Source organism: Cellulomonas pasadenensis, assembly GCF_047229365.1.
Lineage (GTDB): Bacteria > Actinomycetota > Actinomycetes > Actinomycetales > Cellulomonadaceae > Cellulomonas.
The window spans coordinates 1-25,807 of the sequence record NZ_JBFTEP010000049.1 but is presented as its reverse complement, the minus strand read 5'-3'; the positions used below and the strand labels follow the sequence as shown (position 1 = coordinate 25,807).

General features: G+C 76.4%; 25 protein-coding genes and 2 tRNA genes. 8 read left to right on the top strand and 19 right to left on the bottom strand.

Annotated features, from left to right (window positions below; genetic code table 11):
* A partial coding sequence (locus AB6N23_RS09135) for a DAK2 domain-containing protein (RefSeq protein ID WP_412865771.1) occupies positions 1–1,377 on the bottom strand: 1,377 nt, incomplete at its 3' end.
* Positions 1,378–1,750: 373 nt separating this feature from the next.
* Between AB6N23_RS09135 and rpmB the strand changes: the two genes are divergently transcribed.
* The gene (gene rpmB, locus AB6N23_RS09130; RefSeq protein WP_135974635.1) at positions 1,751–1,942 is read left to right on the top strand and encodes a 50S ribosomal protein L28; all 192 of its coding nucleotides are present in this window, start codon (positions 1,751–1,753) and stop codon (positions 1,940–1,942) included.
* 189 nt (positions 1,943–2,131) lie between these two features.
* A complete protein-coding gene (locus AB6N23_RS09125; RefSeq protein WP_412865770.1) occupies positions 2,132–2,656 on the top strand; it encodes a GNAT family N-acetyltransferase in 525 nt (174 codons plus the stop codon).
* A gap of 57 nt (positions 2,657–2,713) precedes the next feature.
* On the opposite strand, the gene AB6N23_RS09120 is transcribed toward AB6N23_RS09125, so the two are convergent.
* Positions 2,714–3,691 (bottom strand): thiamine-phosphate kinase, encoded by a 978-nt coding sequence (locus tag AB6N23_RS09120; protein ID WP_412865769.1) that lies wholly within the window; start codon positions 3,689–3,691, stop codon positions 2,714–2,716.
* Between the two features lie 132 nt (positions 3,692–3,823).
* Between AB6N23_RS09120 and AB6N23_RS09115 the strand changes: the two genes are divergently transcribed.
* Positions 3,824–4,291, top strand: a complete 468-nt coding sequence (locus tag AB6N23_RS09115; protein ID WP_412865768.1) for a DUF3515 family protein — start codon at positions 3,824–3,826, stop codon at positions 4,289–4,291.
* A gap of 19 nt (positions 4,292–4,310) precedes the next feature.
* On the opposite strand, the gene AB6N23_RS09110 is transcribed toward AB6N23_RS09115, so the two are convergent.
* Entirely contained in the window at positions 4,311–5,477 is a 1,167-nt protein-coding gene (locus AB6N23_RS09110) for a D-alanine--D-alanine ligase family protein (RefSeq protein WP_412865767.1), read from the bottom strand.
* A 62-nt stretch (positions 5,478–5,539) separates the two neighbouring features.
* On the opposite strand from AB6N23_RS09110, the gene AB6N23_RS09105 reads away from it, so the two are divergent.
* Positions 5,540–6,766: a trans-sulfuration enzyme family protein gene (locus AB6N23_RS09105; protein WP_412865766.1), complete on the top strand. Its 1,227-nt coding sequence runs from the start codon at positions 5,540–5,542 to the stop codon at positions 6,764–6,766.
* Between the two features lie 87 nt (positions 6,767–6,853).
* Here the strand turns inward: AB6N23_RS09105 and AB6N23_RS09100 are convergent, their stop codons facing one another.
* The 6 genes from AB6N23_RS09100 to leuC all read right to left on the bottom strand — a co-directional run bounded on the left by AB6N23_RS09100 (position 6,854) and on the right by leuC (position 13,186).
* Entirely contained in the window at positions 6,854–7,912 is a 1,059-nt protein-coding gene (locus tag AB6N23_RS09100; RefSeq protein WP_412865765.1) for an NAD(P)H-dependent glycerol-3-phosphate dehydrogenase, read from the bottom strand.
* Complete coding sequence (locus AB6N23_RS09095; RefSeq protein ID WP_378202242.1) at positions 7,909–8,634, bottom strand: lysophospholipid acyltransferase family protein; 726 nt, start codon at positions 8,632–8,634, stop codon at positions 7,909–7,911. The genes AB6N23_RS09100 and AB6N23_RS09095 overlap by 4 nt, the downstream gene beginning before the upstream one ends.
* A gap of 97 nt (positions 8,635–8,731) precedes the next feature.
* Complete coding sequence (gene murA / locus AB6N23_RS09090) at positions 8,732–10,063, bottom strand: UDP-N-acetylglucosamine 1-carboxyvinyltransferase (RefSeq protein WP_412865764.1); 1,332 nt, start codon at positions 10,061–10,063, stop codon at positions 8,732–8,734.
* A 137-nt stretch (positions 10,064–10,200) separates the two neighbouring features.
* Complete coding sequence (locus AB6N23_RS09085) at positions 10,201–10,914, bottom strand: HU family DNA-binding protein (RefSeq protein ID WP_412865763.1); 714 nt, start codon at positions 10,912–10,914, stop codon at positions 10,201–10,203.
* 109 nt (positions 10,915–11,023) lie between these two features.
* Positions 11,024–11,692, bottom strand: coding sequence for a 3-isopropylmalate dehydratase small subunit (leuD, locus tag AB6N23_RS09080; protein ID WP_412865762.1), 669 nt, complete (start codon positions 11,690–11,692; stop codon positions 11,024–11,026).
* 27 nt (positions 11,693–11,719) lie between these two features.
* Positions 11,720–13,186 carry a 3-isopropylmalate dehydratase large subunit gene (gene leuC, locus AB6N23_RS09075; protein ID WP_412865761.1) on the bottom strand — a complete coding sequence of 489 codons (1,467 nt, stop codon included), beginning with the start codon at positions 13,184–13,186 and terminating at the stop codon, positions 11,720–11,722.
* 112 nt (positions 13,187–13,298) lie between these two features.
* On the opposite strand from leuC, the gene AB6N23_RS09070 reads away from it, so the two are divergent.
* Positions 13,299–14,018, top strand: coding sequence for an IclR family transcriptional regulator (locus tag AB6N23_RS09070; protein WP_155376907.1), 720 nt, complete (start codon positions 13,299–13,301; stop codon positions 14,016–14,018).
* 246 nt (positions 14,019–14,264) lie between these two features.
* On the opposite strand, the gene AB6N23_RS09065 is transcribed toward AB6N23_RS09070, so the two are convergent.
* The 5 genes from AB6N23_RS09065 to AB6N23_RS09045 all read right to left on the bottom strand — a co-directional run bounded on the left by AB6N23_RS09065 (position 14,265) and on the right by AB6N23_RS09045 (position 17,136).
* A tRNA-Glu gene (locus AB6N23_RS09065) sits at positions 14,265–14,337 on the bottom strand.
* A 138-nt stretch (positions 14,338–14,475) separates the two neighbouring features.
* Positions 14,476–14,547 (bottom strand) — tRNA-Gln (locus AB6N23_RS09060).
* A gap of 196 nt (positions 14,548–14,743) precedes the next feature.
* Positions 14,744–15,202, bottom strand: coding sequence for a DUF6912 family protein (locus AB6N23_RS09055; protein WP_412865760.1), 459 nt, complete (start codon positions 15,200–15,202; stop codon positions 14,744–14,746).
* A 25-nt stretch (positions 15,203–15,227) separates the two neighbouring features.
* The gene (locus AB6N23_RS09050) at positions 15,228–16,460 is read right to left on the bottom strand and encodes a CpaE/TadZ family protein (protein ID WP_412865759.1); all 1,233 of its coding nucleotides are present in this window, start codon (positions 16,458–16,460) and stop codon (positions 15,228–15,230) included.
* A 1-nt stretch (position 16,461) separates the two neighbouring features.
* Positions 16,462–17,136 carry an SAF domain-containing protein gene (locus AB6N23_RS09045; RefSeq protein ID WP_412865758.1) on the bottom strand — a complete coding sequence of 225 codons (675 nt, stop codon included), beginning with the start codon at positions 17,134–17,136 and terminating at the stop codon, positions 16,462–16,464.
* A 180-nt stretch (positions 17,137–17,316) separates the two neighbouring features.
* Between AB6N23_RS09045 and AB6N23_RS09040 the strand changes: the two genes are divergently transcribed.
* Entirely contained in the window at positions 17,317–17,544 is a 228-nt protein-coding gene (locus AB6N23_RS09040) for a helix-turn-helix domain-containing protein (protein WP_378202268.1), read from the top strand.
* Between the two features lie 62 nt (positions 17,545–17,606).
* Here AB6N23_RS09040 and AB6N23_RS09035 read toward each other — a convergent pair whose 3' ends face one another.
* The gene (locus AB6N23_RS09035; RefSeq protein ID WP_412865757.1) at positions 17,607–18,131 is read right to left on the bottom strand and encodes a hypothetical protein; all 525 of its coding nucleotides are present in this window, start codon (positions 18,129–18,131) and stop codon (positions 17,607–17,609) included.
* Between the two features lie 145 nt (positions 18,132–18,276).
* Here AB6N23_RS09035 and AB6N23_RS09030 point away from each other — a divergent pair, with 145 nt between their 5' ends.
* Together AB6N23_RS09030 and AB6N23_RS09025 are read left to right on the top strand one after the other, a co-directional pair.
* A complete protein-coding gene (locus tag AB6N23_RS09030; RefSeq protein WP_412865756.1) occupies positions 18,277–19,329 on the top strand; it encodes a LysM peptidoglycan-binding domain-containing protein in 1,053 nt (350 codons plus the stop codon).
* Positions 19,326–19,994: an Rv3235 family protein gene (locus tag AB6N23_RS09025; protein WP_412865755.1), complete on the top strand. Its 669-nt coding sequence runs from the start codon at positions 19,326–19,328 to the stop codon at positions 19,992–19,994. Before AB6N23_RS09030 ends, AB6N23_RS09025 begins: the two co-directional genes overlap by 4 nt.
* An 86-nt stretch (positions 19,995–20,080) precedes the next feature.
* Here the strand turns inward: AB6N23_RS09025 and secA are convergent, their stop codons facing one another.
* The 4 genes from secA to AB6N23_RS09005 form a co-directional block, all read right to left on the bottom strand.
* Complete coding sequence (gene secA, locus AB6N23_RS09020; protein WP_412865754.1) at positions 20,081–22,912, bottom strand: preprotein translocase subunit SecA; 2,832 nt, start codon at positions 22,910–22,912, stop codon at positions 20,081–20,083.
* A 154-nt stretch (positions 22,913–23,066) separates the two neighbouring features.
* Entirely contained in the window at positions 23,067–24,371 is a 1,305-nt protein-coding gene (locus tag AB6N23_RS09015; RefSeq protein ID WP_412865753.1) for a winged helix-turn-helix domain-containing protein, read from the bottom strand.
* Positions 24,372–24,492: 121 nt separating this feature from the next.
* On the bottom strand, positions 24,493–25,152 hold the full coding sequence (gene hpf / locus AB6N23_RS09010) for a ribosome hibernation-promoting factor, HPF/YfiA family (protein ID WP_378201744.1): 660 nt from the start codon (positions 25,150–25,152) through the stop codon (positions 24,493–24,495).
* Positions 25,153–25,399: 247 nt separating this feature from the next.
* On the bottom strand, positions 25,400–25,807 hold a 408-nt coding region (locus AB6N23_RS09005; protein WP_412865752.1), incomplete at its 5' end, for a phosphoribosyltransferase family protein.

The window sequence follows — 25,807 nt, the reverse complement described above, 5'->3', positions numbered from 1 at the left end:
GCCCGCGGGCGGGTCCGCGAGCGCGGCGAGGCACGCGACGACGGCCGCGCCGTCCGACCCCGCCGCCAGCACCGCCACCTCCGGCACGTCCGGGGACGCCGCCACCTCCGGCACGTCCGGGGACGCCGCCGCGGCCGCGACGCCGCCGACCGCGTCGAGCACGAGGACGGTCGCCGCCTCGGTGTCGACCGCCGCGCGCCGCACGTGCGCCGGGTCCGGCGGCGCCCCCGCTCCCGTGACGAGCGCGACGGCCCCGGCCGTGGCGAACCATCCCGCGAGCCCGGGCGACGCCGTGACCACCACGAGCCCCGGCCCGGCCACGACGCCCGGCTCCACCGCGCGGACGAGCACCCGGTCGCGCGCCGCCGCCGGGACGAGCGCCAGCGCCGCCGCGGGGTCGTCCGTGTGCACGTGGGCGTGCCAGCGGTCACCGGCGGCGACGACCGCGACGGCGTCCCCGACGGTGCGCAGCGCGGCCGCGAGGGCGTCGGCGTCCGCCCGCGAGGCCGAGCCGGCGTCCGCGTCCGCGCCGCTGCGCACGAGCAGCATCACCTCGAACGCGCCGCCGCCCGACGCGCCGTGGCCCTCGTGGGGGTGGCCCGCGTGGCCCGCATGAGCGGTGCGGCCGGCGCCGGGCGCAGGTGCGCCGGACGGCAGCCACGCGAGGTCGACGTCCACCGCGCCGGCGGGGGTCCGCGTGCGCAGCGCGTGCCCGAGCGCGTCGAGCAGGACGAGCAGGGCGCACGCCCCCGCGTCGACGACGTGCGCGGCCCGCAGGACGTCGTGACCGGCGCTGACCCGGCCGAGGTCGGCGCGCGCCACGGCGAGCGCTTCCGCGAGGACGTCGGCCGCCGTGCGCGCGCCCGCTCCCCGCGCCGCCGCGTCACGGCCCACCGGCGCCGTCGCGTCGCGGCCCACGTGCGCGGCGACCTCGGCGGCGACGGTGAGGACGGTGCCCTCCTGCGGGTCGGGCACCGCGGCGCGCGCGGCCACCGCCGCGCGGGTGAGCGCCCCGGCCAGGTCGTCCCCCGCCGCCACGGCGGCCGCGAGGCCGACGAGCCACTGGCTGACGATGATCCCGGAGCTGCCGCGCGCCGCCGTCGCCGCCCCGGTCGCGAGCGCGCGCGCCACGGCGGCCGCGTCCGCACCGGCGGGCAGGGCGGCGACCGCGTCCGCTCCCCCCGAGACGGTCAGCAGGACGTTGGAGCCCGTGTCGGCGTCCGGCACGGGGAACACGTTGACGGCGTCGACGCGCTCGCGCGCGGCGGCGCAGGCCGTCCGGGCGCCCGCGGCCCAGGCACGGAGGACGACGGGGTCGCCCAGGGCACCCGAACCGGCACGGGGCGCACCGGCAGCAGGCACGTCGGCAGCGGGCACGTCGGCACCGTCCCCGGGCTCCAGCCCGGTGCCGTCCCCCGGCCGCACCGCCATCCGTCCCCGCCCTCCGCCGTCGTCCCGGGACGCCCCCGTGCGGCCCGCGCACGAGGCCCGCCGGCGGCTCCCCGCCGCCGCGTCCACCGGAGCACTGTGCCGCACGGCGCCCACATTTGGGCGCCAGGACGTCGATGGGCTAGCCTTGTCCGGTTGCCCGGACCCCGTCCGGCATCCCCACCGACTTCCCGACGCATCGTCGTGCGGTCGTGGCCTGTCATCAGACCCCTGGTGACGGCCCGGCCGAGGCCGCGTGCGCGGGTCGTGCACGAACCGGACCGCCCGCCGGCCCGGGACAGACCAGAACCAGGAGAAGACCGTGGCTGCCAACTGCGACGTCTGCGCCAAGGGCCCGAGCTTCGGGCACAGCATCTCGCACTCGCACGTGCGCACGAAGCGCCGCTGGAACCCGAACATCCAGCGGGTCCGCGTCGTCGTGGCGGGTACCCCGAAGCGCCTCAACGTGTGCACCTCGTGCCTCAAGGCCGGCAAGGTCCAGCGCGCCGTCTGAGACGCGCGCGGAGACCTCCGTGCCGCGCCGCCGCCCCCGGGCGCCGGCGCACCCGCACAGCAGGACCCGACGAGGGCCCGTGAGCACCGCTCACGGGCCCTCATGCTGTGCCCCGGGGCCGCGCGAGCGGCCGACGACGGACCCGGCGATCCCTCGTGCGGCCGACGGCCCGTGTGGCACGCTGGCGTCATGGTCGAGCAGATCGACGAGGTCACCATCCGCCCCGCCACGCCCGACGACGCCCCGGCCATCGCCGACGTGCACGTCCGCTCCTGGCAGGAGGCGTACGCCGGCATCGTCCCGGACGAGTACCTGAGCGCGCTCGACACCGAGGCGCGGTCGCGTCGCTGGCGCGAGCTGCTCGCGGCCGGTCCCGAGGACCGCGTCCGCACGTTCGTCGCGGAGGCCGGCGGCCGGCTGCTCGGCTTCGCCTCCTACGGCCCGTCGCGCGACGAGGACGCCCGCCGCGGCGAGCGCGAGATCTACTCGATCTACCTGGACCCGGGCACGTGGGGCCGCGGGGTCGCACGCGAGCTGATCCGCACGGTCGTCGCCGAGGCCGGCGAGCAGACGCCGCTGACGTTGTGGGTGCTGTCCGCGAACGAGCGCGCGCGGCACTTCTACCGGCGCCACGGGTTCCAGCCCGACGGCGTCGAGCGCCTCGACGACGTCGGCGGCGCCGAGCTCCTCGAGATCCGCTACCGCCGGGGCTGAGCCGGCCGGCTCGGCGCCCGCACGGACCGCCCGCCGGACGACCCCGGCCCGGGCGCCTCAGTCCCCGAAGTGGTCCCAGCCCACGGAGCCGGGCCGCGGCGGAAGGCCGTCGACGAGCACGAGCTCGTCGGCACGGTCCCGCACGACGCCGACGGGCCGGAAGCCGTCGGGCAGCGGGGCGTCCGCGGGGAAGGTCGCCAGCAGGCCGTGGTCCTCGCCGCCCGCGAGCAGCCAGTCCTCGACCGGCACGTCCAGCACGTCGGCCGCGGGCGTGAGGCGGAGGACGTCGTCGGCGAGCACCGTGCGCGGCGCACCGAGGTCGAGCGTCACGCCGCTGGCGCGCGCGAGGCGGCGAGCGTCACGCAGCAGCCCGTCGGACACGTCGAGCATCGCGGTCGCCCCCGCGCGGGCGGCGGCGGGTCCCGCCGCGACGACAGGCTCCGGCGACCGGTAGGCGGCGACCAGGTCGGCGGCGACGTCCGTGCGGCCGGCCGCGAGGAGCGCCAGGCCCGCGCCCGACCACCCGCAGCGCCCGGCGAGCGCGACGACGTCGCCCGGCCGCGCCCCGGTGCGGCGCACGGCCGTGCGTCCCTCGAGGTCGCCGTGCGCGGTGACCGCCACGACGAGCACCGGACCCGACGACAGGTCGCCGCCGACGACGCCGACGTCCAGCGGCCGGCACGCGTCCCCGAGGCCTGCCGCCAGGCCCTCCACCCAGGTCACGGGCGTCGCACCGGGCACGACGAGCCCGACGACCAGCGCGGTCGGCCGCGCGCCCATGGCGGCGACGTCCGCGAGGTTCTGCATGGCGGCGCGGCGGCCGACGTCGGCGCCGGTCGACCAGTCGCGCCGGAAGTGCACGCCTTCGACGAGGACGTCGCAGGTGACGACGACGCGTCCGTCGGGCGCGGCGACCACGGCCGCGTCGTCGCCCGGAGGGACGAGCGTGCGCGACCCGACGGGCAGGTGGGGGAAGATCCGGTCGAGCAGGTCCTGCTCGGCGAGGTCACGGACGAGGGTGCTCTCGGCGGCCACGCGCACACGCTAGACGGTCCCGCGCCCGCACCGCGCACGCGGTCGTGGGGCGACCGGGCCGGCGCGGCGGCCGACGGGCCGACGGGCCGACGGGCCGACGGGACCGGCACGGACGCCGGGTACCGTGGAGCCGTGCCACGCCGCCCCACCCCGCTCCTCGTCGCCGCGGCCGTGGTCACCCTCGCGGCGTGCGCCCCGACCGTCGCGGTCGACGTCGCCCCGTACGCGACGGACCCCGTGTGCGCGTCGGTGGTGCTGGCCCTGCCGCCGCAGCTGTCCGACGACCTGCCGCGGCTCGACACGGACGCGCAGGCGACGGCCGCGTGGGGACGCGCCGACGCGGCGGTCGTGCTGCGCTGCGGCGTGGAGCCGCTCGGCCCGACGGCGGACCGCTGCCAGTCGGTCGAGACGCCGAACGGGCCGACGACCGACTGGGTCGTCGTCGAGGACGACGGCGACTGGACGTTCACCACCTACGGACGGGTCCCCGCCGTCGAGGTGCGCGTGCCGGAGGCCGTCACGGAGTTCGCGACGACGTCGTTCGTCGACCTGCTCGGGCCGGCCGTCGCGCTGACCCGGCAGGAGCGGTCCTGCCTCTGACGCGACCGGCGGACGCCGGTCAGCGCAGGCCGGTCGACCGCTCGAGCGCGAGCCCGACGAGCTCGTCCACGAGCTCGGGGTACGTCGTGCCCGTCGCCTCCCACATGCGCGGGTACATCGAGTAGGGCGTGAAGCCGGGCATCGTGTTGATCTCGTTCACCACGACCTCGTCGTCGGCCGTGACGAAGACGTCGACGCGCGCGAGGCCCTCGCACCCGACGGCGTCGAACGCCTGCACCGCGACCTCTCGCACGCGCTCGACGACGTCGGCCGGCAGGTCGGCGGGGCAGGAGAGCTGCACGCCGGCCTCGTCGAGGTACTTCGCCTCGAAGTCGTAGAAGGCGTGCCGCGCGTCCGTGACGACGATCTCGCCCGGCAGCGACGCGCGCGCGGGCGCCCCGGCCCGTCCGCCGAGCACGCCGCACTCCACCTCGCGGCCCACGATCGCGGCCTCGATCACGACCTTCGGGTCGTGCCGGCGCGCCTCGGCGACGGCGGCCTCGAGCTGCGCCCGGTCGTCGACGCGCGAGATGCCGAGGCTCGACCCCGCGCGCGCGGGCTTGACGAACAGCGGCAGGCCGAGGTCGGCGACGACGGCGTCGAGCGTGGCCGCGTCGGCCGGCGCACCGCCGGGCAGCACGCGGAACGGCCCGACGCGCAGGCCCGAGCCCGCGAGCACGAGCTTCATCATGTGCTTGTCCATGCCGACCGCCGACGCGAGCACCCCCGAGCCCACGTAGCGCACGTCCGCGAGCTCGAGCAGGCCCTGCAGCGTGCCGTCCTCGCCGAACGGGCCGTGCAGCAGCGGGAAGACGACGTCGACGGCGCCGAGCGTGCGCGGCACGCGCCCGTCCTCGACGACCTGGACGTCGTGCTCGACGGTGCCCTGCGGCAGCACGACGCGCGTCGCCGTGTCCTCGACCTCGGGCAGCCGCCCGTCGCGGATGGCCCACCGGTCGGGGTCGTCCTCGGCGAGCACCCACTGGCCGGCACGCGTGATGCCGACGGCGAGGACGTCGTACCGGTCGCGGTCGATCGCGCGCAGCACGCCGCCGGCCGTGGCACAGCTGATCGCGTGCTCGCCGGAGCGGCCGCCGAACAGCACCATGACCCGGGGCCGCCCACCTCCCCCGTCGGGGTGGCCGGTGGCCGTGGGTTCCGTCGCGGGGGCTGTCGTGGCGTCCATCGCCGCCCGACCCTACCGGGCGCGCGCACGGACCGAGGCGCCGCGCGGGCTACCCTGCGCGGGTGGAACGCCCGCACACCTCGTCGCACCCCGCCGCCCTCTCCCCCGACACGCTCGCCGTCAGCGCGGGCCGCCCCGCGCGCACGCCCGGCGCCGCCGTGAACCCCGCCGTCGTGCTGTCCTCGACGTACGTGTCGCAGGGCGAGCCGGTCGCCGGCGAGCACCTGTACGCGCGCAGCGGCACCCCGACGTGGGAGCCCTTCGAGGAGGCCCTGGCGGCCCTCGAGCGCGCCGGGCACGCGGCCGCCGGCCGGGACGTCGACGGGCCGCCCGCGGTGGTCCTCGCCTCGGGCATGGCCGCGATCGCCGCGGTGCTCGCGCTCGTGCCCGTCGGCGGGCGCGTCGTCGTCCCCCGGCACGCGTACCAGGTGACCCTCGTGCTGCTGCGCGAGCTCGCCGAGCGCGGCGCGCTCACCGTCGACCTCGTCGACGTCGCGGACACCGAGGCGGTCGCCGCGGCGGTCCGCGGCGGCGGCGACGTGCCGCCCGCGGCGATGCTGTGGCTGGAGTCCCCGACCAACCCGATGCTCGAGGTCGCCGACCTGCCGGCCCTCGTCGCCGCCGCGCACGAGGTGGCCACCCTCGTCGCCGTCGACAACACGTTCGCCACGCCGCTCGGCCAGCGGCCCCTCGCGCTCGGCGCGGACCTCGTCGTGCACTCGGTGACGAAGTACCTCGCCGGGCACTCCGACGTGGTGCTCGGCGCCGTCGTCACGGACGACCCCGCGCTGCACGCGCGCGTCGTCGCGCACCGCACGAACCACGGCGCGATCGCCGGCCCGTTCGAGGTGTGGCTCGCGCTGCGCGGGCTGCGCACGCTGGCCCTGCGCGTCGAGCGCTCGCAGCGCAGCGCGGCCGAGCTGGCCCGCCGCCTCGCCGCCCACCCCGCGGTCGTCGAGGTCCGCCACCCGAGCCTGCCCGACGACCCGGGGCACGCCCGTGCGACCGCCCAGATGGACGGCTACGGCTCCATCCTCGGGGTGCGGCCCGTCGGCGGCGCCGCGGGTGCCGACGCGTTCGTGGCGGCCGTGCGCCTGTGGGTCCCGGCGACGAGCCTCGGCGGCGTCGAGTCGACGCTCGAGCGGCGTCGGCGGTTCGCGACCGAGTCCCTCACCGTGCCCGAGGACCTCGTGCGCATGAGCGTCGGCATCGAGGACGTCGACGACCTGTGGGCGGACCTCGGGACGGCGCTCGACGCCGCGCTGCAGGTGGCGCGCGGCACCGTGTGACCGCGGTCGCGCGCCGTCTCCCGGCGGCGCGCGGTCCCGTCAGGGCGCCGGCACGCGGTCCCGTCGGGACGCGGGCGCGCGGTCCCGTCAGGGCGCCGGCACGCCCTCCGCCGCGACCCCCTCCGCCTTGACGCCCTCCGCCTTGTGCGGGCGCGCCAGCAGCAGCCCGGCCAGCCGGTCCACCGGCAGCCCCTCGTGCAGCACCTGCACGACCGCCGCGGTGATCGGCATCTCGACGCCCAGCGACGTCGCGAGCTCCAGCACGGACCGGCACGACTTCACGCCCTCGGCGGTGCCCCCGGTCGCCACGACCGCGTCGTCGAGCGACATGCCGCGCCCGATGTGCACCCCGAGGGTGTGGTTGCGCGAGTCGGGCGACGCGCACGTGGCCATGAGGTCGCCCATGCCGGCGAGACCCGGGAAGGTGTCCGCGTCGGCGCCGAGGGCCAGGCCGAGCCGCGTGATCTCGACCAGCCCGCGCGTGATGACCGTCGCCATCGTGTTGTAGCCCATGCCGCGGCCCTGCGAGATGCCCACCGCGAGCGCGATGACGTTCTTCACGGCACCGCACAGCTCGACCCCGACGACGTCGGGGTTCGTGTACGGGCGGAAGTACGACGACGCGCACGCCCGCGCCACCAGCCGGGCCGTCGCGTCGCTCGTCGAGGCGACGACGGTGGCCGTCGGCTGCCGCAGCGCGATCTCGCGGGCCAGGTTCGGGCCCGAGAGCACCGCCACGCGGTCCGCCGGCACCCGCAGGCTCTCGGCGACGACCTCGCTCATGCGCCGGTCGGTGTCGAGCTCGACGCCCTTCATGAGCGAGACCACGACGGTCCGCGGCCCGATCGCGTCGGCGAGCGGGGAGAGCACCTCGCGCGCCCGCTGCGACGGCACGGCGACCGCCACGACGTCCGCGCCGCGCAGCGCGGTGCGGGGGTCCTCGGTGGCGGTGACGCCCGCGGGCAGCGCGACGCCGGGCAGGTAGCGGCTGTTGCGGCGCTCGGCGGCGATCTCCCGCACGGTCGCGGCGTCGCGGCCCCACACCGTCACGGTGCAGCCGGCGTCGGCCAGGACGGCCGCGAAGGTCGTCCCCCAGCTGCCCGACCCCAGCACGGCCGCGTGCAGCGGCGCGTCGACGGCCGTCACGCGGCGTCCCCGCCCCGCGACCGCCGCATGTCGAACGGCTCGGCGGGCGCCTGCTCGCCGCGGACCTGCTCGAGCTGCGCGGTGATCGCCGCCATCACGCGGCGCGTCGCCTCCCGCAGCGTCGCGGTGTCCTGCGGGCGGTCGTACAGGTCGGAGAGGTCCACGGGCGGTCCCGCGACGACCGTCACCTTCTTGCGCGGGACGGGCCTCAGCACCTTGCCGTAGCGGGCCAGCAGGTCCTGCGGGCCCCACTGCGCGATCGGGATGACGGGTGCCCGCGTGGTGAGGGCGAGGCGGGCGACGCCCGTGCGCGCGACCATCGGCCACAGGTCGGGGTCGCGCGTCAGCGTGCCCTCGGGGAACACGGCCACGCACTCCCCGTCGGCGAGCGCCGCGACGGCCGCGCGCAGCGAGTCCCCCGCCGACGACGTCTCCCGGTGCACGGGGATCTGGCCCGTCGCACGCAGCGCCGGGCCGACGACCGGCACGGAGAACAGCGACGCCTTCGCGAGGATGCGGGGCACGTGCCCGTGGTCCCAGAGGTAGTGCGCGAGCGTCAGCGGGTCGACCTCGGTCATGTGGTTCGACGCCGCGATGAAACCGCGGTCCGTCGGCAGGTGCTCACCGCCGTGCCAGTCGGCACGCGTGGTGGAGAAGAGGAAGGGCCGCACGATGCGCGCGACGGTGCGGTAGGCACGGTTGGAACGCAGCGGCGACGGCACGGGCAGATCGTAGCCGCCGCCCGCCCCGTCGCCGGACGCGCACGGGGCCGGCCGCGCGAGCGACCGGCCCCGTGGGTGCCTGCGGGTGCGGGCTGCGTCAGCGCGTGGAGACCGGCTCCCGGCTGAACTGCGCGCCCAGCGCGTCGAGCTTGTCGGTGAAGCGCTCGTAGCCGCGGTCGATGAGGCTGATGCCGCGCACCGCCGACGTGCCCTTGGCCGTCAGGGCGGCGATGAGGTGGCTGAACCCGCCGCGCAGGTCCGGCACCTCGATCTCCGCCGCGGACAGCGGCGTGGGCCCCGAGATGACGGCCGAGTGGTAGAAGTTCCGCTGCCCGAACCGGCAGGGTCGTCCGCCCAGGCACTCCTTGTAGACCTGGATCGTCGCACCCATGCCGACGAGCGCGTCGACGAAGCCGAAGCGGTTCTCGTACACCGTCTCGTGCACGATCGACAGGCCGCGGGCCTGCGTCAGCGCCACGACGAGCGGCTGCTGCCAGTCGGTCATGAACCCCGGGTGGACGTCGGTCTCGAGCTGGATCGAGCGCAGGTCGCCGCCCGGGTGGAAGAACCGGATGCCGTCGTCGTCGATCGTGAACTCGCCGCCGACCTTGCGGAAGGTGTTGAGGAACGTCGTCATCTCGGGCTGCGTCGCACCCCGGACGTACACGTCGCCGCCCGTGGCCAGCGCCGCGGACGCCCACGAGGCGGCCTCGATGCGGTCCGACAGCGCGGTGTGCTGGAACCCGACGAGGCGGTCCACGCCCTCGATGCGGATCACGCGGTCCGTCGCGACGGAGATGATCGCGCCCATCTTCTGCAGCACGTTGATGAGGTCCATGATCTCGGGCTCGATCGCCGCGTTCGACAGCTCCGTGATGCCCTCGGCCCGCACCGCCGTCAGCAGGAGCTGCTCGGTGGCGCCCACGCTCGGGTAGGGCAGCGCGATCTTGGTGCCCTGCAGCCGGCGCGGCGCGCGGATGTGGATGCCGTTGTCCGTCTTGTCCACGACGGCGCCGAACTGGCGCAGGATGTCGAGGTGGTAGTTGATCGGCCGGTCGCCGATCCGGCAGCCGCCCAGGTCGGGGATGAACGCCTCCCCGAGGCGGTGCAGCAGCGGGCCGCAGAAGAGGATCGGGATGCGGCTCGAGCCGGCGTGCGCGTCGATGTCGGCCACGTGGGCCTGCTCGACGTCCGTGGGGTCGAGGCGCAGCACGCCGCCCTCCGCGTCGGCGTCCACGCGGACGCCGTGCAGCTCCAGCAGGCCCGTGACGACGGCCACGTCGCGGATCTGCGGCACGTTGCGCAGCTCGCTCGGGGTCTCGCCCAGGAGCGCGGCGACCATCGCCTTGGAGACGAAGTTCTTGGCGCCGCGGACGGTGATCTCTCCGCGCAGCGGGTTGCCACCGTCGACGTACAGCAGGTCGGTCATGGTCACATGCTCCCCTACGCGGGACCCGTGCCCGGCCACGACGGTGGCGCGGCGCCGGGTCCTCGCGAAACTCTCACATTCGTGGCAGGGCTCCGGGTCGGGCGCGCGGGGCGCCCGGGTGGCAGACGAGCTGCGGACTAGCGCGTGGCCGTCGCGCGCGCGGCCTTCGACCCGGCGCGGGGCTTCGCGCCGGCGCCGCTCTTCTTGCCGTTCTTCGTGGCGTCGGCCTTCTTGCCGGTCCTCCCGGCCGCGGCCTTCCTGCCGGCCTTCGCGCCGCTGTCGGACTTCTTGCCGGTCGTCGCGTCGCCGGCCGCGTTCTTGCCGGTCTTCACGACCTCGGCCTTCTTGCCGGCCTTCCCGGCCGCGGCCTTCTTGCCGGTCTCCCGGGCGCCGTCCGCCCTCGTGGCGGCCTTCGCGGCCGCCTTCCGCTCCTTCTTGCCCTGCTTCCCCACCGTCGCGGGCGTGCCGGCGACCGCGATCGCGCGCGGGTGCCCGGTCTCGCCCGCGGTCGACGACGCCGCACCACCGGGGGACGCGCCGGAGGTGGCGGACGTGCCGGCGTCGTGCGCGGCGACCGCGGCCCGCAGCCCGGCGCCCGGCCGGAACCGCGTGACCGTCGTGGCGGCCACGCGGACCGTCTCGCCGGTCCGCGGGTTCCGGGCGAACCGTTCGGCGCGAGCCACGGGTTCGAAGGTCCCGAAGCCGGTCAGGGTGACGCGCTCACCCGCGACGAGCGCCGCGGTGATCTCCGTGAGCACCGCCTCGACCGCCTCCGACGCCTGCGCGCGCGTGCCGCCGCCGTCGGCGGTCCGCGCCGCCACCCGCTCCACGATCTCGTGCTTGCCCGCCATGTCCGACGCTCCTCCCGGACCCGTGCGCTCACCGCGCTCGTGGCCACGGTAGCGGGCGGGTCCGGGAGGTGGCGCGGACGCGCCGCGCCGTCCGACCGCGCGGCTCAGCTCAGGCCAGGCGCGTCGTACCGATCTCCACGCCGACCACGGGGCGCGCGGGGCGCACCTCGACGGGCGGCAGGTGCTTGGCGGGCAGCGTCCGCGGGCGCCACGGCTCGCGGCGCTCCTCGAACGCGGTGATCTCGTCGACGTGCTGCAGCGTGAGGCCGATGTCGTCGAGGCCCTCCATCAGGCGCCAGCGCGTGTAGTCGTCGACCTGGAAGCGCACCACGACGTCGTCGGCCGTGACGGTGCGCGCCTCGAGGTCGACGGTCACCTCGGTGCCCGGTCGCGTCTCGAGGACCTTCCACAGCAGCTCGACGTCCTCCTGCGCGACCTGTGCCGCGAGCAGGCCCTGCTTGCCGGAGTTGCCGCGGAAGATGTCCGCGAACCGCGACGCGATCACGACGCGGAACCCGTAGTCCTTGAGCGCCCACACGGCGTGCTCGCGCGACGAGCCCGTGCCGAAGTCCGGGCCGGCCACGAGCACCGAGCCGGCGCGGTACGCGTCCTGGTTGAGGACGAACGCCGGGTCCCCGCGCCACGCCGCGAACAGCGCGTCCTCGAAGCCCGTGCGGGTGACCCGCTTGAGGTACACGGCCGGGATGATCTGGTCCGTGTCGACGTTGCTGCGCCGCAGCGGGACGCCGACGCCGGTGTGCTGGGTGAACTTCTCCATGAGGGTGGTCCTGTTCGGTGCGGGGCGTCAGGCGGACTGGAGGGCGGCGTCGGTGCGCACGAGCGGGCTGCCGTCGGGGACGGGGACGTCGGGGCCGAGGTCCGCGACGGACGACAGCGTGCCGCGGATGGCGGTCGCGGCCGCGACGAGCGGCGAGACGAGGTGCGTGCGGCCGCCCTTGCCCTGCCGGCCCTCGAAGTTGCGGTTCGACGTCGACGCCGAGCGCTCCCCCGGCGCGAGCTGGTCGGGGTTCATGCCCAGGCACATCGAGCAGCCGGCGTTGCGCCACTCGGCACCGAAGTCGAGGAAGATCCGGTCGAGCCCCTCGGCCTCGGCCTGCAGGCGCACACGCGCCGAGGACGGGACGACGAGCACGCGGACGTCGTCCGCCTTCTTGCGGCCCTCGACGACCTTGGCGACCGCGCGCAGGTCCTCGATGCGGCCGTTCGTGCAGGACCCGATGAAGACCGTGTCGACGGGGATGGAACGCAGCGGCTGGCCCGGCGTGAGGCCCATGTACTCGATCGCCCGCTCGGCGGCCACGCGCTCGTTCTCGTCGGCGATCTCCTCCGGCACCGGGACCGAGCCCGACAGCGGCAGGCCCTGCCCGGGGTTGGTGCCCCACGTGACGAACGGCTCCAGGTCGGCCGCCTCGAGCACGACCTCGGCGTCGAAGACCGCGTCGTCGTCGGTGCGCAGCGTGCGCCAGTACTCGACGGCGGCGTCCCAGTCGGCACCCTCGGGCGCGTGCGGGCGGCCCTTGAGGTACTCGAACGTCGTCTCGTCGGGCGCGATCATGCCCGCGCGCGCGCCGGCCTCGATCGACATGTTGCAGATCGTCATGCGCCCCTCCATCGAGAGGGAGCGGATGGCCTCGCCGCGGTACTCGAGCACGTAGCCCTGCCCGCCGCCCGTGCCGATCTTCGCGATGATCGCGAGGATGATGTCCTTCGCCGTGGCCCCCGGCGGCAGCTGACCGTCGACGGTGATCGCCATGGTCCTGAACGGCGCCAGCGGCAGCGTCTGCGTGGCCAGCACGTGCTCGACCTCGCTCGTCCCGATGCCGAACGCCAGGGCGCCGAACGCGCCGTGCGTCGAGGTGTGCGAGTCGCCGCAGACGACCGTCAGGCCCGGCTGCGTGAGCCCGAGCTGCGGGCCGACCTGGTGCACGATGCCCTGGTCCGCGTCACCCAGGGAGTGGATGCGGACCCCGAACTCCGCGGCGTTGCGGCGCAGCGTCTCGATCTGCGTGCGGCTCGTCGTGTCGGCGATGGGACGGTCGATGTCGAGCGTCGGGGTGTTGTGGTCCTCGGTCGCGATCGTGAGGTCCGGGCGGCGCAGCGGGCGGCCCGCGAGCCGCAGCCCCTCGAAGGCCTGCGGACTCGTCACCTCGTGGACCAGGTGGAGGTCGATGTACAGCAGGTCGGGCGCACCGTCCGTGCCGCGGCGCACGACGTGCGCGTCCCAGACCTTCTCCGCCAGCGTGCCGGCCATCTCGTCAGTTCCTCTCCTCCGGGCGGGGGCCCCGGTTCGTCGTGGCCCGGCGATCGGGCCCTGTCTCGCGTGCCGTCTTGCATCTCAGCCTGCGAGACGTCAATATCGACCTATGGACAACTCTAGCGGAGTCGGCGTCCTGGACAAGGCCGCGTCGGTGCTGAGCGCTCTCGAGGCCGGTCCGGCGACCCTCGCACAGCTCGTCGCGGCGACCCATCTGGCGCGCCCCACCGCCCACCGCCTCGCCGTCGCACTCGAGCACCACCGGCTCGTGGCACGCGACCTGCAGGGCCGTTTCATCCTCGGACCGCGCCTGTCCGAGCTCTCGACCGCCGCCGGCGAGGACCGCCTGCTGGCCGCCGCGGGACCCGTCCTCGCGCTGCTGCGCGACCACACCGGCGAGAGCGCGCAGCTGTACCGCCGGCAGGGCGACCAGCGCATCTGCGTCGCCGCCGCCGAGCGTCCCATCGGGCTGCGCGACTCGATCCCGGTCGGCGCGACGCTGACGATGCAGGCCGGCTCGGCCGCCCAGGTGCTGCTCGCGTGGGAGGAGCCCGACCGGCTGCACCGCGGCCTGCAGGGCGCGAAGTTCACCGCCACCATCCTCTCCGGCGTGCGGCGCCGCGGGTGGGCGCAGTCGGTCTCCGAGCGCGAGGTCGGCGTGGCGTCGGTCTCCGCGCCCGTCCGCGGCCCGTCCGGCCGCGTCGTCGCGGCCGTGTCCGTGTCCGGGCCGCTCGAGCGCCTGTCGCGCCAGCCCGGCCGGCTGCACGCGGCCGCCGTCGTGTCCGCCGCGAACCGCCTCACCGAGGTGCTGCGCCGCACCGCGGACTGACGCGGCGGGCACCGCCGCAGCGCCGTCGCCGCTCCCTCGACGCCCCGGTCACCGCGACCGGGGCGTCGTGCTGCCCCCGGAGGACACCGGCGGTCGACGACGACGCGGCACCCGACGACGCGGCGCCGGACGATGCAGCACCGGACCACGCAGCTCCGCGACGCCACTGCCCCGGCCGCGGGCGGGGACGTCGCGGGCGGAGAACCAGCGAGGCCCGGTCACCTGGTGGTGACCGGGCCTCGGACGTACCCCCGACCGGATTCGAACCGGCGCTACCGCCGTGAGAGGGCGGCGTGCTAGGCCGCTACACAACGGGGGCCTTGCGCACAACCCGTGGGCTGTGTGCCGTGTGAACACTCTACCCGACGTCCCGTCCGAGTCGACAACTCGGGCCGGAGCCGGATCCGCCGCGTACGGCGGGTGTCCGAGCCGCTCGCGGATGACTCCGTGAGCTGCGCTGGGGTACCAGGACTCGAACCTAGACTAACTGAACCAGAATCAGTCGTGCTGCCAATTACACCATACCCCATGGCCTGTGACCTGCACCGATACCGTTCCCGGCACCGTCCCCTGCCCCGATGCGGACATCGGGACGGGTGCTGTCGCAGAGTTCCGGTGCCGCACCCGTGGGCGCCGCACCGGCAGTGGACACTACCCGAGCGACGGCCGGTCGGTCCAACCGGTCACGGCTCCGGGCGGCGCGGGACGGTCGTTCGTGACCGACCTCACCCGCGCGGGATGTCCAGCACCTCCGTCACGTCGTACCAGAGCAGGTCCCGCTCCTCGAGACGCTCCAGCGCCTCCTCGTCCCCGCCGGCGGCCGCGGCGACGTCCGGCACCGCCTCCGGCTCGTCGACGTGGATGCTCGCGACCTGCTCCAGGGCGACGCCGCAGACGACCTCGACCGCCGACGGCACGGTCGTGGTCGACGGGGCGGTGACGCACGCGTCGGGGACGTCGGCAGCGACGACGACCCGCAGGCGCGGCGCCGCCGGGCGGCCCGCGAGCAGCACGAGGCTCCCGTCGGCGGCGCTCGCCTGCGCGGCGTACTCCCAGCCCTCCTCGTCCTCCTCCGCCCACGCGGCGCGCAGGGCGGCGGTGACGGCGTGGGCCGGGCGGGGCGCGAGGAGGACCGGGGCGGTGTCCTGCAGCTCGTCGAGGGTCACGGGAAGATAGACGCGCACGCACACAGTGTGCCGTCAGCGGGCGTCACGCGACGGTCGTGCGCGCCTCCGCGCCGACCGTCGTCGCGACCTCCGCCGCCAGCGCGGCCAGGCTGCGACGCGCCGGCGAGCCCGGCGCGACCTCCCGCAGCGCCCGCCCCTCGAGCAGCGCCGCGTCGGCCGCCGCGCGGTCGTCGGGGACGAGCGCCACGTCGTGCACCCCCGCGTACCGCGCCAGCGCGGCGGCGACCGACTCCGCCGGGCGGGGGCCCGCCACGGTGGGCCGCAGCCGGTTGACGACGACCCGCCGCGTCACCGCGAGGCCCTTCTCGGACGCCTCCCCCAGTGCGCGGACGAGCCGCTGGACGCCCACCGGGTCGGCGGCGCCGACGACGAGCACGAGGTCCGCCTGCTCGAGCGCCGTGAGGGTGGCCGCGTTGCGCACGGGCGCGCGGGTGTCGTAGCTGAGCACCTCGTCCTGCTCGATCGCGAAACCGGTGTCGACCACGGTGACGTCGGCGAGGCCGCGGGCGACGCGCAGGACCTCCTCGAGCGACGACCCGGGCAGCTCGGGCCACCGGTCCGCGCGCGCGACGCCCGAGAGCAGCCGCAGGCGCGGCAGCACGACCGGAGCCAGCCGGGCGAGCGTCGGGAGGTCGAGCGCCCCCTGACCGGCGGCGCGCGCCGCCGCGGCGAGCCCCGGGGACTCGTCCAGCACGCCGAGGACCTGCGCGACGACGCCGCCGTACGTGTCGGCGTCGACGAGCAGGACGTCGAGCCCCAGAGCGGCGAGCTCCGCGGCGACGTTGACCGCGACGAACGTGCGTCCCGGCGCCCCGGTCGGCCCCCACACCGCCACGGTCGCGCCGGGTCGGCTCACGGGCACCGGGTCCGGGGCCGCGGCGGGGCGCGCGGGCGCGTCGCCCGCGAGCACGCCGAGGGCGTCCCGGACGACCGCGTCGGCGTCCGCGGGCACGTCGACGACCAGGTCCGCGCCGTGCGCCGCGAGGCGCTCCGCGAGCCACGGGCGCGTCGGGTCGCCCAGGCCGACGACGCGCACGCCGCAGCGGTGCAGGACCGCGACCGCCTCCCGGTCGAGCCGTTCGAGGTCCGCCGACACGACCGCGAGACCCCCGAGGCCCGCCTCGGCGGCGGCGAGCAGCTCGGTGAGGTCGGCGCAGCGGCGGGTGACGGACAGGCGGCCGCCCGACCCCTCCACCGCCTGCACGATCGCCGACTCCGCGGCCCCCTGGACCGCGCACAGCACACCGACGCCCACGTCAGCCCCCGCTGCCCGGTACGGGCACGACGTCGACCACGCCGTCGCCGGCGAGCGCGGCCAGCACCGCGGGCAGGTCGTCGGTCGGCACCAGCACGTGGACCGTGCGGCTCCCGCCCGTGCCGAACGCGCCGTCGGGCGCGCTGACCTCCGCGACGGTGAGCGCCGAGGCGAGCTGGCGGGGCGCGGCATCGGCCGGCGCGGCGTCGGCCGTGGCCGCGTCCGCACCGGACGGCGTCCACCAGACGTCGACCGACGCACCCGCGACGAGGCCGCGCGACGCCGGACCCGTCAGGGGCACGGCCACCGGCCGCACCGCGAGCGCGTCCGCCGACCCGACGGCGGCCACCGGCACGAGCTCACCCGCGTCGACCGTCCGGAGCACCACGCGGTCCGGCGGCAGGTCCGCGTCGGCCCGCAGGTAGCGGTCCGCCGCGGCGCCCAGGCGCACGTCGGCGAGCACGAGGTCGTCCGGGTCCAGCGCGTCACCCGGTGCGAGGACGTCGCGCGCGACCCACACGGGCACCGTCCGCTGGGCGGCGCCGACGGCCCAGCTGCCGAGCGCGACCGACCCGGCGATCAGCACGAGGCCGACGAGCAGGCGCGGGTCGCGCCAGCCGGGGCGGCGCAGCCGCACCGCGGTCGGTGCGGGGAGGTCGAGCACGGTGGTGTCCACGGGGTCTCCACGGGAGGACGGGGCGAGGGACGGGATCGGGGCGGTACGGGCGGCGGCGGTACGAGCTCAGCGGCGGTGCGGGCGAGCCGAGTGTGGCGCACCGCGGGAGCGGCGCGGCGGCCGCCGGGCGGTGCCTGTGGACGACGGGGCGGGCGCTGCCCTGCGTGCCAGACTGCCGCCATGGCCCCGCGGTTCCTGACGCTCGCCGACGTGTCCGAGATCCTCAACGTCTCGGCGCCCCAGGCGTACGCCCTGGTGCGCTCCGGCGAGCTGCCGGCGATCCAGATCGGCGGACGTCTGCAGTGGCGCGTCGAGGCCACGGAGCTCGAGAGGTACATCGAGCGCATGTACGAGCAGACCCGCGCACGCAACGCGCACGCGAGCACGCCGGGCGACGCGCCGGGCTGACCCCGCCCTCCGGCCGGGCCCCTGCTCCCGCTGGCCGCCGCGCGCGCGGCCGCCTCGCCCGCTCATGCGGACACGACCGCGCAGAGAGCCCCGAACGTGACCGTCGACCACCCCGACCCGGCGGCGTCGGGCGTCAGGTCGACGTGGTCCGCCCCGACGCGCTCGACGCGTCCCGTGAGCATCCCGCCGCGGGTCCGCACGGTCACCGAGGCGCGGTCACGGGCGAGCGCGCGCAGCACGTGAGCCAGCCCGAGCCTGCTCTCCACGCGCCCGGCCGGTGGCGCGACCGCGACCGGCAGGCCTGACACGACGTCGAGCGCGGTCAGGGGGACGACGGCGCGGCGGTGGCCGGCCACGCCCAGCAGCAGCCAGTCCGTGCCCGCGTCGACGACCTCGCCCTCCAGCGGCTCGCCGCCGTCGGCGAGACGCACCCGCACGCGCGCACCCACGGCGGCGCGGAGCCGGTCCACGAGCCCGACCTGCGCCCGCTCCGCGCGGACGAGGTCCGCGACGTCCCAGCGCCCCTGCTCGGCCACGCCGGCGGCCAGCTGGCCCTCGAGGTCGGCGAACAGCCGCTCCCACCGCATGCGCGGACGGTAACGCCCCGTCGACGCGCGACTCGCGTGAGTGCCACAGAGCGGACATCTGTGGACAAGCAACCCGCCCGTCGGTACACCTAGGGCACTCTTCCTGCATCAAACGACATCAAACTGCACGATCGCGAGGATGCCGATGACCCGCCCCACCTCCCGCCCGCCCACCGGCTCGTCCGGCCGTGCCGCGGCGCTCGCCACGACGCTGCTGGTGGGCGGGCTCCTCGCGACCGTGGTCGCCGTGCTCGCCGCCACCCACGCCCTGCCCGCCCTCCTCGCGCCGCCGCTGCGGCGCGTGGACGGGACGGTCGCGGCAGCCGTGCTCCTCGTCGGCGCCGTCGCCGCAGCGTGGATCGGCGCGACCGCCGTCCTCGCCGGGGCGTGCGCCCTGGTGCGGGCGGGCGGACGCGCCTGGAGCCACGGCGAGGCCGTCGTGCGCCGGTGCGCCCCGGCGGTGGTCCGCAGGGCCCTGACCGTCGCGGTCGTCGCGGCCGTGGGGGTGGGCGCCGCGACCGGCGCGCACGCCGCCCCGTCCGGCGACGCCGGCGCCGCGGTCGCCGAGGGCGGTGTCGTCCTGGACGTCACCGACCTCGGCTGGGCACCGACCTCCGCGGCGCCCGCGACCGCCGGTCCGTCGACGGAGGCCACGCCCGGCCCGCGAGACGCGCACGACGCGCCCGCCACGGCGGCGACCGCGCGTGGTGGCGCCGGCGACACCGCACCCGACCACGCCGGCGTACCGTCACCCGACCCGGCCACGTCCCTCCCGGCGGCGTCGCCCGCCGACGACGCCGCGTCGCCCGTCGGGGCACCGACGGACTCCTCGCCCGCCGCACCCGCCGCCGGACGCGGGTCCTCCGTGCCCGCTGCCCGGGCCGCCGCGTCGGCAGCGCCCTCCCCGGTCGGCACGCCGGCCGGGGCGGAGCAGGCAGCCGCCGGCCAGGCCGCTGAGCGGGCCACCACCGAGCAGGTCACCGGCACGTCGACCGGCACGGTCGTCGTCCAGCCGGGCGACACCCTCTGGGCCGTCGCGGCGCGCCACCTGGGGCCGGACGCGTCCGACGCCGCCGTCGCCGCGGCCTGGCCCGCCTGGTACGCGGCGAACGCCGCGACCGTGGGCCCCGACCCCGACCTCATCCGCCCCGGTCAGGTGCTCGTCGTGCCGGCCGACGCCGACGGGAGCACCCGATGACCACGCTGCTGCACGACGCCGAGCCGACCGGGGTGGAGGCGGTGCTCCACCGCCTGCGTCCCGCCCGCACGACGCTGACCCCCGTGCCCCCGGCGGCCGACGCCGCCCGCGCCCCGGCTCCCCCCGTCCCGACGCGGGCGCCCGCGCCGGCACCGACGCCCGCACCCGTCGTCCGCGCACCGCGCCTGCGGCTCGTGCCCGCCGTCCCGGCGGAGCCGCGCCCGCGCGCCGAGCGGCCGCTCGGGGCACCCCCGAGCCTCGCGGAGCGCGTGCGGCTGGTCGTCAGCGACCGCGCGCTGGTGGCGGACGCGGCCGACGAGGAGCCGGGGCCGGAGCCCGCCGTGGACGCCGGCCGCTTCGCGCACGGCGTCGGGCTGGCGTGCGTCGAGGTGGTGCTCGGCCGCCGACCGTGGGGTCAGCTCGCCCGGTGGCTCGCGCCCGGGGTGCTCGTCGCCGTGCAGGAGCGCGCGGCGCTCGCCCGGCGCGCGGGCGTCCCGACACCGCCGCGACGCCCGCAGGTGCGCCGCGTCCGCGTGTGCGCGGTGGACGCCCGTACCGCCGAGGCGTGCCTCGTCGTCGACGACGGCGCACGCGTGCGGGCGGTGGCGTTGCGCCTGGAGGCGCACCGCGGCGGCTGGCGGGTCACCACCCTGGAGATCGGCTGACGTGGCCGGACGCGGCCGGCGCCCGTCCGCGGTCTGCGGACGGGCGCCGGGCGGCGTGGCGTCGGGTCGACGCCGGCGAGCCGGGGTCAGCGCTTGCGCTGCTTCGAGGCCTTGCGGCGGTCGGCGCGGTTGGTGCCGTCCGCCGCACCGGCGCCGCTGGAACGGTCGCCCGACGGGCCGCCGTTGCCGTCGCGTCGCGTGACGACCGACCCGTCACCGTCGACCGAGGGCGCCGTGTACTGCAGCGGCGTGCGCTCGGCCGGGCCGTCGATGCCCTTGGCGACCAGCCGGCCGGCCGGCGGGGCGTCGGGACGGGGTGCCGTGGCGGCTGCCCCGGCGCTGCCGGCCGCCGCGGCGGCGGACTCGACGCTGACGACGGGCGCACCGGGCTGGACCGCCTCGGCCGAGCCGTCGGCGGGCGCGACCTGCACCTCGAGGTTGAACAGGTACGCGACCGACTCCTCCTTGATGGCGTCCGTCATCGCGTTGAAGAGCTGGAAGCCCTCGCGCTGGTACTCGACCAGCGGGTCGCGCTGCGCCATCGCGCGCAGCCCGATGCCCTCCTTGAGGTAGTCCATCTCGTAGAGGTGCTCGCGCCACTTGCGGTCGAGCACCGAGAGCACCACGCGCCGCTCGAGCTGGCGCATGTTGTCGGCGCCGAGCTGCGCCTCGCGCTCGTCGTACGCGTGCTCGGCGTCCGAGAGCACCTCGCGCGTCAGCAGCTCGGTCGACAGCCGGGTCTCGCCGCCGGCCGCGTCGACGACCTCGTCGGGCGTGATCGAGACCGGGTACACGCCCTTGAGCGCCGTCCACAGCGCATCGAGGTCCCAGTCCTCCGGCCGGCCCTCGGCGGTCGCCGACGCGATGTAGTCCGTGAGGACGTCGGTGCGGAAGTGCGCGAGCTGCTCCTGCAGGTCCTCGCCCTCGAGCACGCGGCGACGCTGCTCGTAGATGACCTCGCGCTGGCGCGACATGACGTCGTCGTACTTGAGCACGTTCTTGCGGATCTCGAAGTTGCGGGCCTCGACCTGCGACTGCGCGGACTGGATGCCGCGCGTGACGATCTTCGACTCCAGCGGCATGTCCTCCGGGAAGCCCGCGCGCGTCATCATCGACTCGGCGAGCCCCGAGTTGAACAGCCGCATGAGGTCGTCCTGCATCGACAGGTAGAAGCGGGACTCGCCCGGGTCGCCCTGACGGCCCGACCGGCCGCGCAGCTGGTTGTCGATGCGGCGGGACTCGTGCCGCTCCGTGCCCAGCACGTACAGGCCGCCGAGCTCGGTGACCTCCTCGTGCTCCGCCGCGACGGCCGCCTTCGCCTCCGCGAGGGCGTCGGGCCAGGCGGCCTCGTACTCCTCCGCGTTCTCCGCCGGGTCGAGCCCGCGCTCGGCGAGCGCCGCGACGGCCATGAACTCGGCGTTGCCGCCGAGCATGATGTCGGTGCCGCGCCCGGCCATGTTCGTCGCGACCGTGACGGCGCCCTTGCGGCCCGCCTGCGCGACGATCGCCGCCTCCCGCGCGTGCTGCTTCGCGTTGAGGACCTCGTGCGGGACGCCCTGCTTCTTCAGCTTGGACGACAGCAGCTCGGACTTCTCCACGCTCGTCGTGCCGACGAGGACGGGCTGCCCCTTGGCGTGGCGCTCGACGATGTCCGCGACGACCGCGTCGAACTTGCCCTCCTCGCTCTTGTACACGAGGTCCTTCTGGTCGATGCGGATCATCGGCCGGTTCGTGGGGATCGGGACGACACCCAGCTTGTACGTGCCCTGGAACTCGGCGGCCTCGGTCTCGGCCGTGCCGGTCATGCCGCCGAGCTTGTCGTACAGGCGGAAGTAGTTCTGCAGCGTGATCGTGGCGAGGGTCTGGTTCTCGGCCTTGATCGCCACGCCCTCCTTCGCCTCGATCGCCTGGTGCATGCCCTCGTTGTAGCGACGGCCGGCGAGGATGCGGCCGGTGTGCTCGTCGACGATGAGGACCTCGCCGTTCATCACGACGTAGTCCTTGTCGCGCTTGAACAGCTCCTTCGCCTTGATGGCGTTGTTGAGGAAGCCGATGAGCGGCGTGTTGAGCGACTCGTAGAGGTTGTCGATGCCGAGGTAGTCCTCGACGCGCTCGATGCCCGGCTCGAGGACGCCGACCGTGCGCTTCTTCTCGTCGACCTCGTAGTCGCGCTCGGGCTGCAGGCGGCGGACGACCTTGGCGAACTCCGCGTACCAGCGGTTCGTGTCGCCCGACGCGGGCCCGGAGATGATGAGCGGCGTGCGGGCCTCGTCGATGAGGATCGAGTCGACCTCGTCGACGATCGCGAAGTGGTGGCCGCGCTGCACGAGCTCGTCGACGCTCCACGCCATGTTGTCGCGCAGGTAGTCGAAGCCGAACTCGTTGTTGGTGCCGTACGTGATGTCGGCGGCGTACTGCTCGCGACGCTGCGCGGGCGTCATGTTGGCCAGGATCGTGCCGGTCGTCAGGCCGAGGAACCGGTAGACGCGGCCCATGAGGTCGGCCTGGTAGCCGGCGAGGTAGTCGTTCACGGTGACGACGTGGACGCCCTTGCCGGACAGCGCGTTGAGGTAGGCGGGCGCCGTGGCCACGAGGGTCTTGCCCTCACCGGTGCGCATCTCGGCGATGTTGCCGAGGTGCAGGGAGGCACCGCCCATGAGCTGGACGTCGAAGTGGCGCAGGCCGAGCGTGCGGCGCGACGCCTCGCGCACCGCGGCGAACGCCTCGGGCAGCAGGTCGTCGACCGACTCGCCGTCGGCCAGCCGGGCCTTGAAGCGGTCGGTCTCCTCGCGCAGCTCGGCGTCCGACAGGGACGTGAAGCTGTCCTCGAGGGCGTTGACCTGCGCGGCGATGCCGGAGAGCTTCTTGAGGACCCGTCCCTCGCCCAGCCGGAGGACCTTCTCGAGGATCGCCGTCACGCATCTCTCCCGACGTGCTGCGCCCCGTCCGCGCGCAGCGCCGGGGCGGTCCGTGTCCCGGTCGCTCGACCGGGCGCGGTCCATCGTAGGCGAGTGCGGGGGCGCCGTGGGGCGCCCGTCACACCGCCCCGGGCCGTGCGGGTGCCGTCGTGCGTCACGGCAGGGGGTCCGCCCCCGCGTGCAGCGCCGCCGTGAGCGGGGCCACGAGGTCCCCCGCCGCGCCGTCCGCCCGGACGTCGCCGAGGCCGAGCCAGGTCGCGAGCGTGCGGAGCTCGGCGACGAGCTCGCGCGCCACGGACGCGTCGTCGTGCACGTCGCCCTCGGGCGGGCCGGCCGGCGCGCGGTGGGCGGCCGCGACGCGCAGCACCCCCTGACCCCGGTCGGCCTTGAGGTCGACGAGCGCCTCGAGACGGTCGCCGAGCAGGAACGGCAGCACGTAGTAGCCCCACACGCGGCGCTCGGCCGGCACGTAGATCTCGATGCGGTACCGCAGGCCGAAGAGCTCCTCGGTGCGCGCCCGCTCCCACACGAGCGGGTCGAACGGGCTGAGCAGCGCCCGCCCGGTCGCCCGGCGCGGCACGGTCGCGTCGACGTGCCGGTAGGCCGTCGCCGCCCACCCCGCGACGCGCACGGGGACGAGCACGCCGTCCTCGACCAGCTCGTCGACGGCGGCCTGCGTACGGTCGACCCGGGTGCGCCAGTGGTCGGCGAGCGTGCGCACCGTCGCCACCCCGTGCGCGCGGGCCGCCGTCGCGGCGAGCCGGCGCCGCGCGTCGCCCTCGTCCGCCGGCGGCAGGCCGCGGACGGCCGGCGGCAGCACCCGGTCCGCCCGGTCGTAGCGGCGCTCGAACTGGGCGTTGCGCCCCGCCGAGGTCAGCTCGCCGATCGCGAACAGGTACTCCAGCACGCGTTTGGCGACCGTCCAGTTCCAGCCCCACTGCTCGGTCGACCGGGCGTGCCGGGCGCCCATGAGCTCGTGCGCCTCGCGCGCCGTGACCGGGCCCTGCGCGTCGACGAGCGCACGCACCTCCGTGACCTCGGGCGCCCAGTCGAGGGGCACGCCGTGGATCTGCGCGCCCTGGCTCGCCGCCCGGGCGCGCCAGGCCTCGTGCTTGAACCCGAGGTCGCGGAACGTCGCGGGCGGCACGAACGAGGCCTCGTGGGCCCACGTCTCCACGAGCCGGCGCGGCGCGGTGCCGCTCGCACGGTCCAGCGCCGTGACGTCCCACGGGCCGAGGCGCGCGTGCACCGGCATGAGGTGCGCCCGCGCGAGGACGTTCACCGAGTCGATCTGCAGCAGGCCGAGCCGGTCCACGACCGCCTGCAGCCCCCGGGTGCCGACCGGGCCGTCGCGCACGGGCCGCGGCCGGTCGAGCCCGGACGCCCGGAGCGCCGCACGGCGCACCTGCGCGACGGTCAGCATCTCGCGCGGCTCGGGACGCGGGTGCACGGCGCTCATGACGGCATCCTGCCGCGCCCCACCGACACGGCCGGCCGGGCGCGACCGGCGGGCACGCCACGGGGCGGCGACCGCCGTGCGGCCACCGCCCCGTGCTGCCGTACCGGTGCGCTGCGAGCGGTCAGCCGGCGACGGCCTCCGCCGCGCCGCCCGCGTCACGCACTGGCGCGTCGAGCTTGATGACGCCGTAGCTCCAGCCGCGCCGCCGGTAGGCGACCGCGGGCTGAGCCGTCTCGGCGTCGACGAAGAGGTAGAAGTCGTGCCCGACGAGCTCCATCTCGTAGAGCGCGTCGTCCACCGTCATCGGCTGCGCGCGGTGGATCTTCTCGCGGATGACGACGGGCGAGTCGCCGAGCGTCGTCTCCAGCACCCCGTCCTCGTCGCGCGCCGGCTCGGGCTCGGGCGCGGGCGCGTCGTCGGGCAGGTCCCCCGGCTCCAGGGGCATCGCGTCGGCGGGGACCGCCTGACCGTGGCTGCGGTGCGCCTTGCGCCGGTCACGCGAGCGTCGCAGCCGCTCGATCAGCCTGCCCAGAGCGAGGTCCAGGGCGGCGTACGCGTCGTCGGAGCAGGCCTCGGCGCGGATCACCGGGCCCTTGTCCACGACGGTGATCTCCACCCTCTCGCTGCTGTCCGACTGCCGGGGGTTCGGCTCGTGCGACACGATCACGTCGACGCGCTGCGCGCGCGGGGCCAGCTGCTCGATCTTGGCGAGCTTGTTCTCGAGGTGTGCGCGATACCGCGGGGACACCTCGGTGTGCCGGCCGGCGACCACGATCTCCATGGGGGCCTCCTGGGGAGGTCAGGGGCGGGATGCACCCGCCCGGGCGGGACGTACGTCTGTGGCCCCGCGAGGGGCACAGGAGCGGCATCACCTCCCTCGCCGCGCACACGTCCGACCAGCGAGGACGGTCGCGCGGGGCGTCGTTCCCAAGGCACCACGCTAACGCCGGGAGCCCCCGGGCCGCACTCCGCCGCGCACGGCCGGGCGCACCTGCCGTCCCCCGTGCGGGCGCGGGCGGCCCTCCTGGTCACGGGTCCGGGACCGAGGTCCCGGTCGGCGGCGCGGCGCGGGCGCGGGACGGCGGCGGCGTCGCGGCGAGCACGCAGCAGCCGACGACGTCGGCGCCCGCCCCCCGCAGCTCGCGCACGCACGCGGCGAGCGTCGCGCCCGTCGTCAGCACGTCGTCCACGAGCACCACGACGGTCCCACCGAGCTCCTGCGGACGCCGCACCCGGACCCTCCCTGCGACCGCCCGGACCCGGTCGCGCGCGCCCAGGCCGGCGAGGTCCGCCCCGCCGCGGCGGGCCAGCACCCGGCCCACACCGGCCGTGCGGCCGCCGGCACGCAGGCCCTCCACCACCCCGGCGGCGAGGACGTCGACGGGGGCGCGGCCGCGGCGTCGGCGGGCGGCGGCGGTCGACGGCACGGGCACGAC

Coding starts and splice junctions, on each gene's coding strand:
- AB6N23_RS09125 (WP_412865770.1), top strand. CDS start 2,132: ATGGTCGAGCAGATCGACGAGGTCACCATCCGCCCCGCCACGCCCGAC.
- AB6N23_RS09110 (WP_412865767.1), bottom strand. CDS start 5,477: ATGGACGCCACGACAGCCCCCGCGACGGAACCCACGGCCACCGGCCAC.
- murA (WP_412865764.1), bottom strand. CDS start 10,063: ATGACCGACCTGCTGTACGTCGACGGTGGCAACCCGCTGCGCGGAGAG.
- AB6N23_RS09085 (WP_412865763.1), bottom strand. CDS start 10,914: ATGGCGGGCAAGCACGAGATCGTGGAGCGGGTGGCGGCGCGGACCGCC.
- leuD (WP_412865762.1), bottom strand. CDS start 11,692: ATGGAGAAGTTCACCCAGCACACCGGCGTCGGCGTCCCGCTGCGGCGC.
- leuC (WP_412865761.1), bottom strand. CDS start 13,186: ATGGCCGGCACGCTGGCGGAGAAGGTCTGGGACGCGCACGTCGTGCGC.
- AB6N23_RS09070 (WP_155376907.1), top strand. CDS start 13,299: ATGGACAACTCTAGCGGAGTCGGCGTCCTGGACAAGGCCGCGTCGGTG.
- AB6N23_RS09040 (WP_378202268.1), top strand. CDS start 17,317: ATGGCCCCGCGGTTCCTGACGCTCGCCGACGTGTCCGAGATCCTCAAC.
- AB6N23_RS09035 (WP_412865757.1), bottom strand. CDS start 18,131: ATGCGGTGGGAGCGGCTGTTCGCCGACCTCGAGGGCCAGCTGGCCGCC.
- AB6N23_RS09030 (WP_412865756.1), top strand. CDS start 18,277: ATGACCCGCCCCACCTCCCGCCCGCCCACCGGCTCGTCCGGCCGTGCC.
- AB6N23_RS09025 (WP_412865755.1), top strand. CDS start 19,326: ATGACCACGCTGCTGCACGACGCCGAGCCGACCGGGGTGGAGGCGGTG.
- AB6N23_RS09015 (WP_412865753.1), bottom strand. CDS start 24,371: ATGAGCGCCGTGCACCCGCGTCCCGAGCCGCGCGAGATGCTGACCGTC.
- hpf (WP_378201744.1), bottom strand. CDS start 25,152: ATGGAGATCGTGGTCGCCGGCCGGCACACCGAGGTGTCCCCGCGGTAT.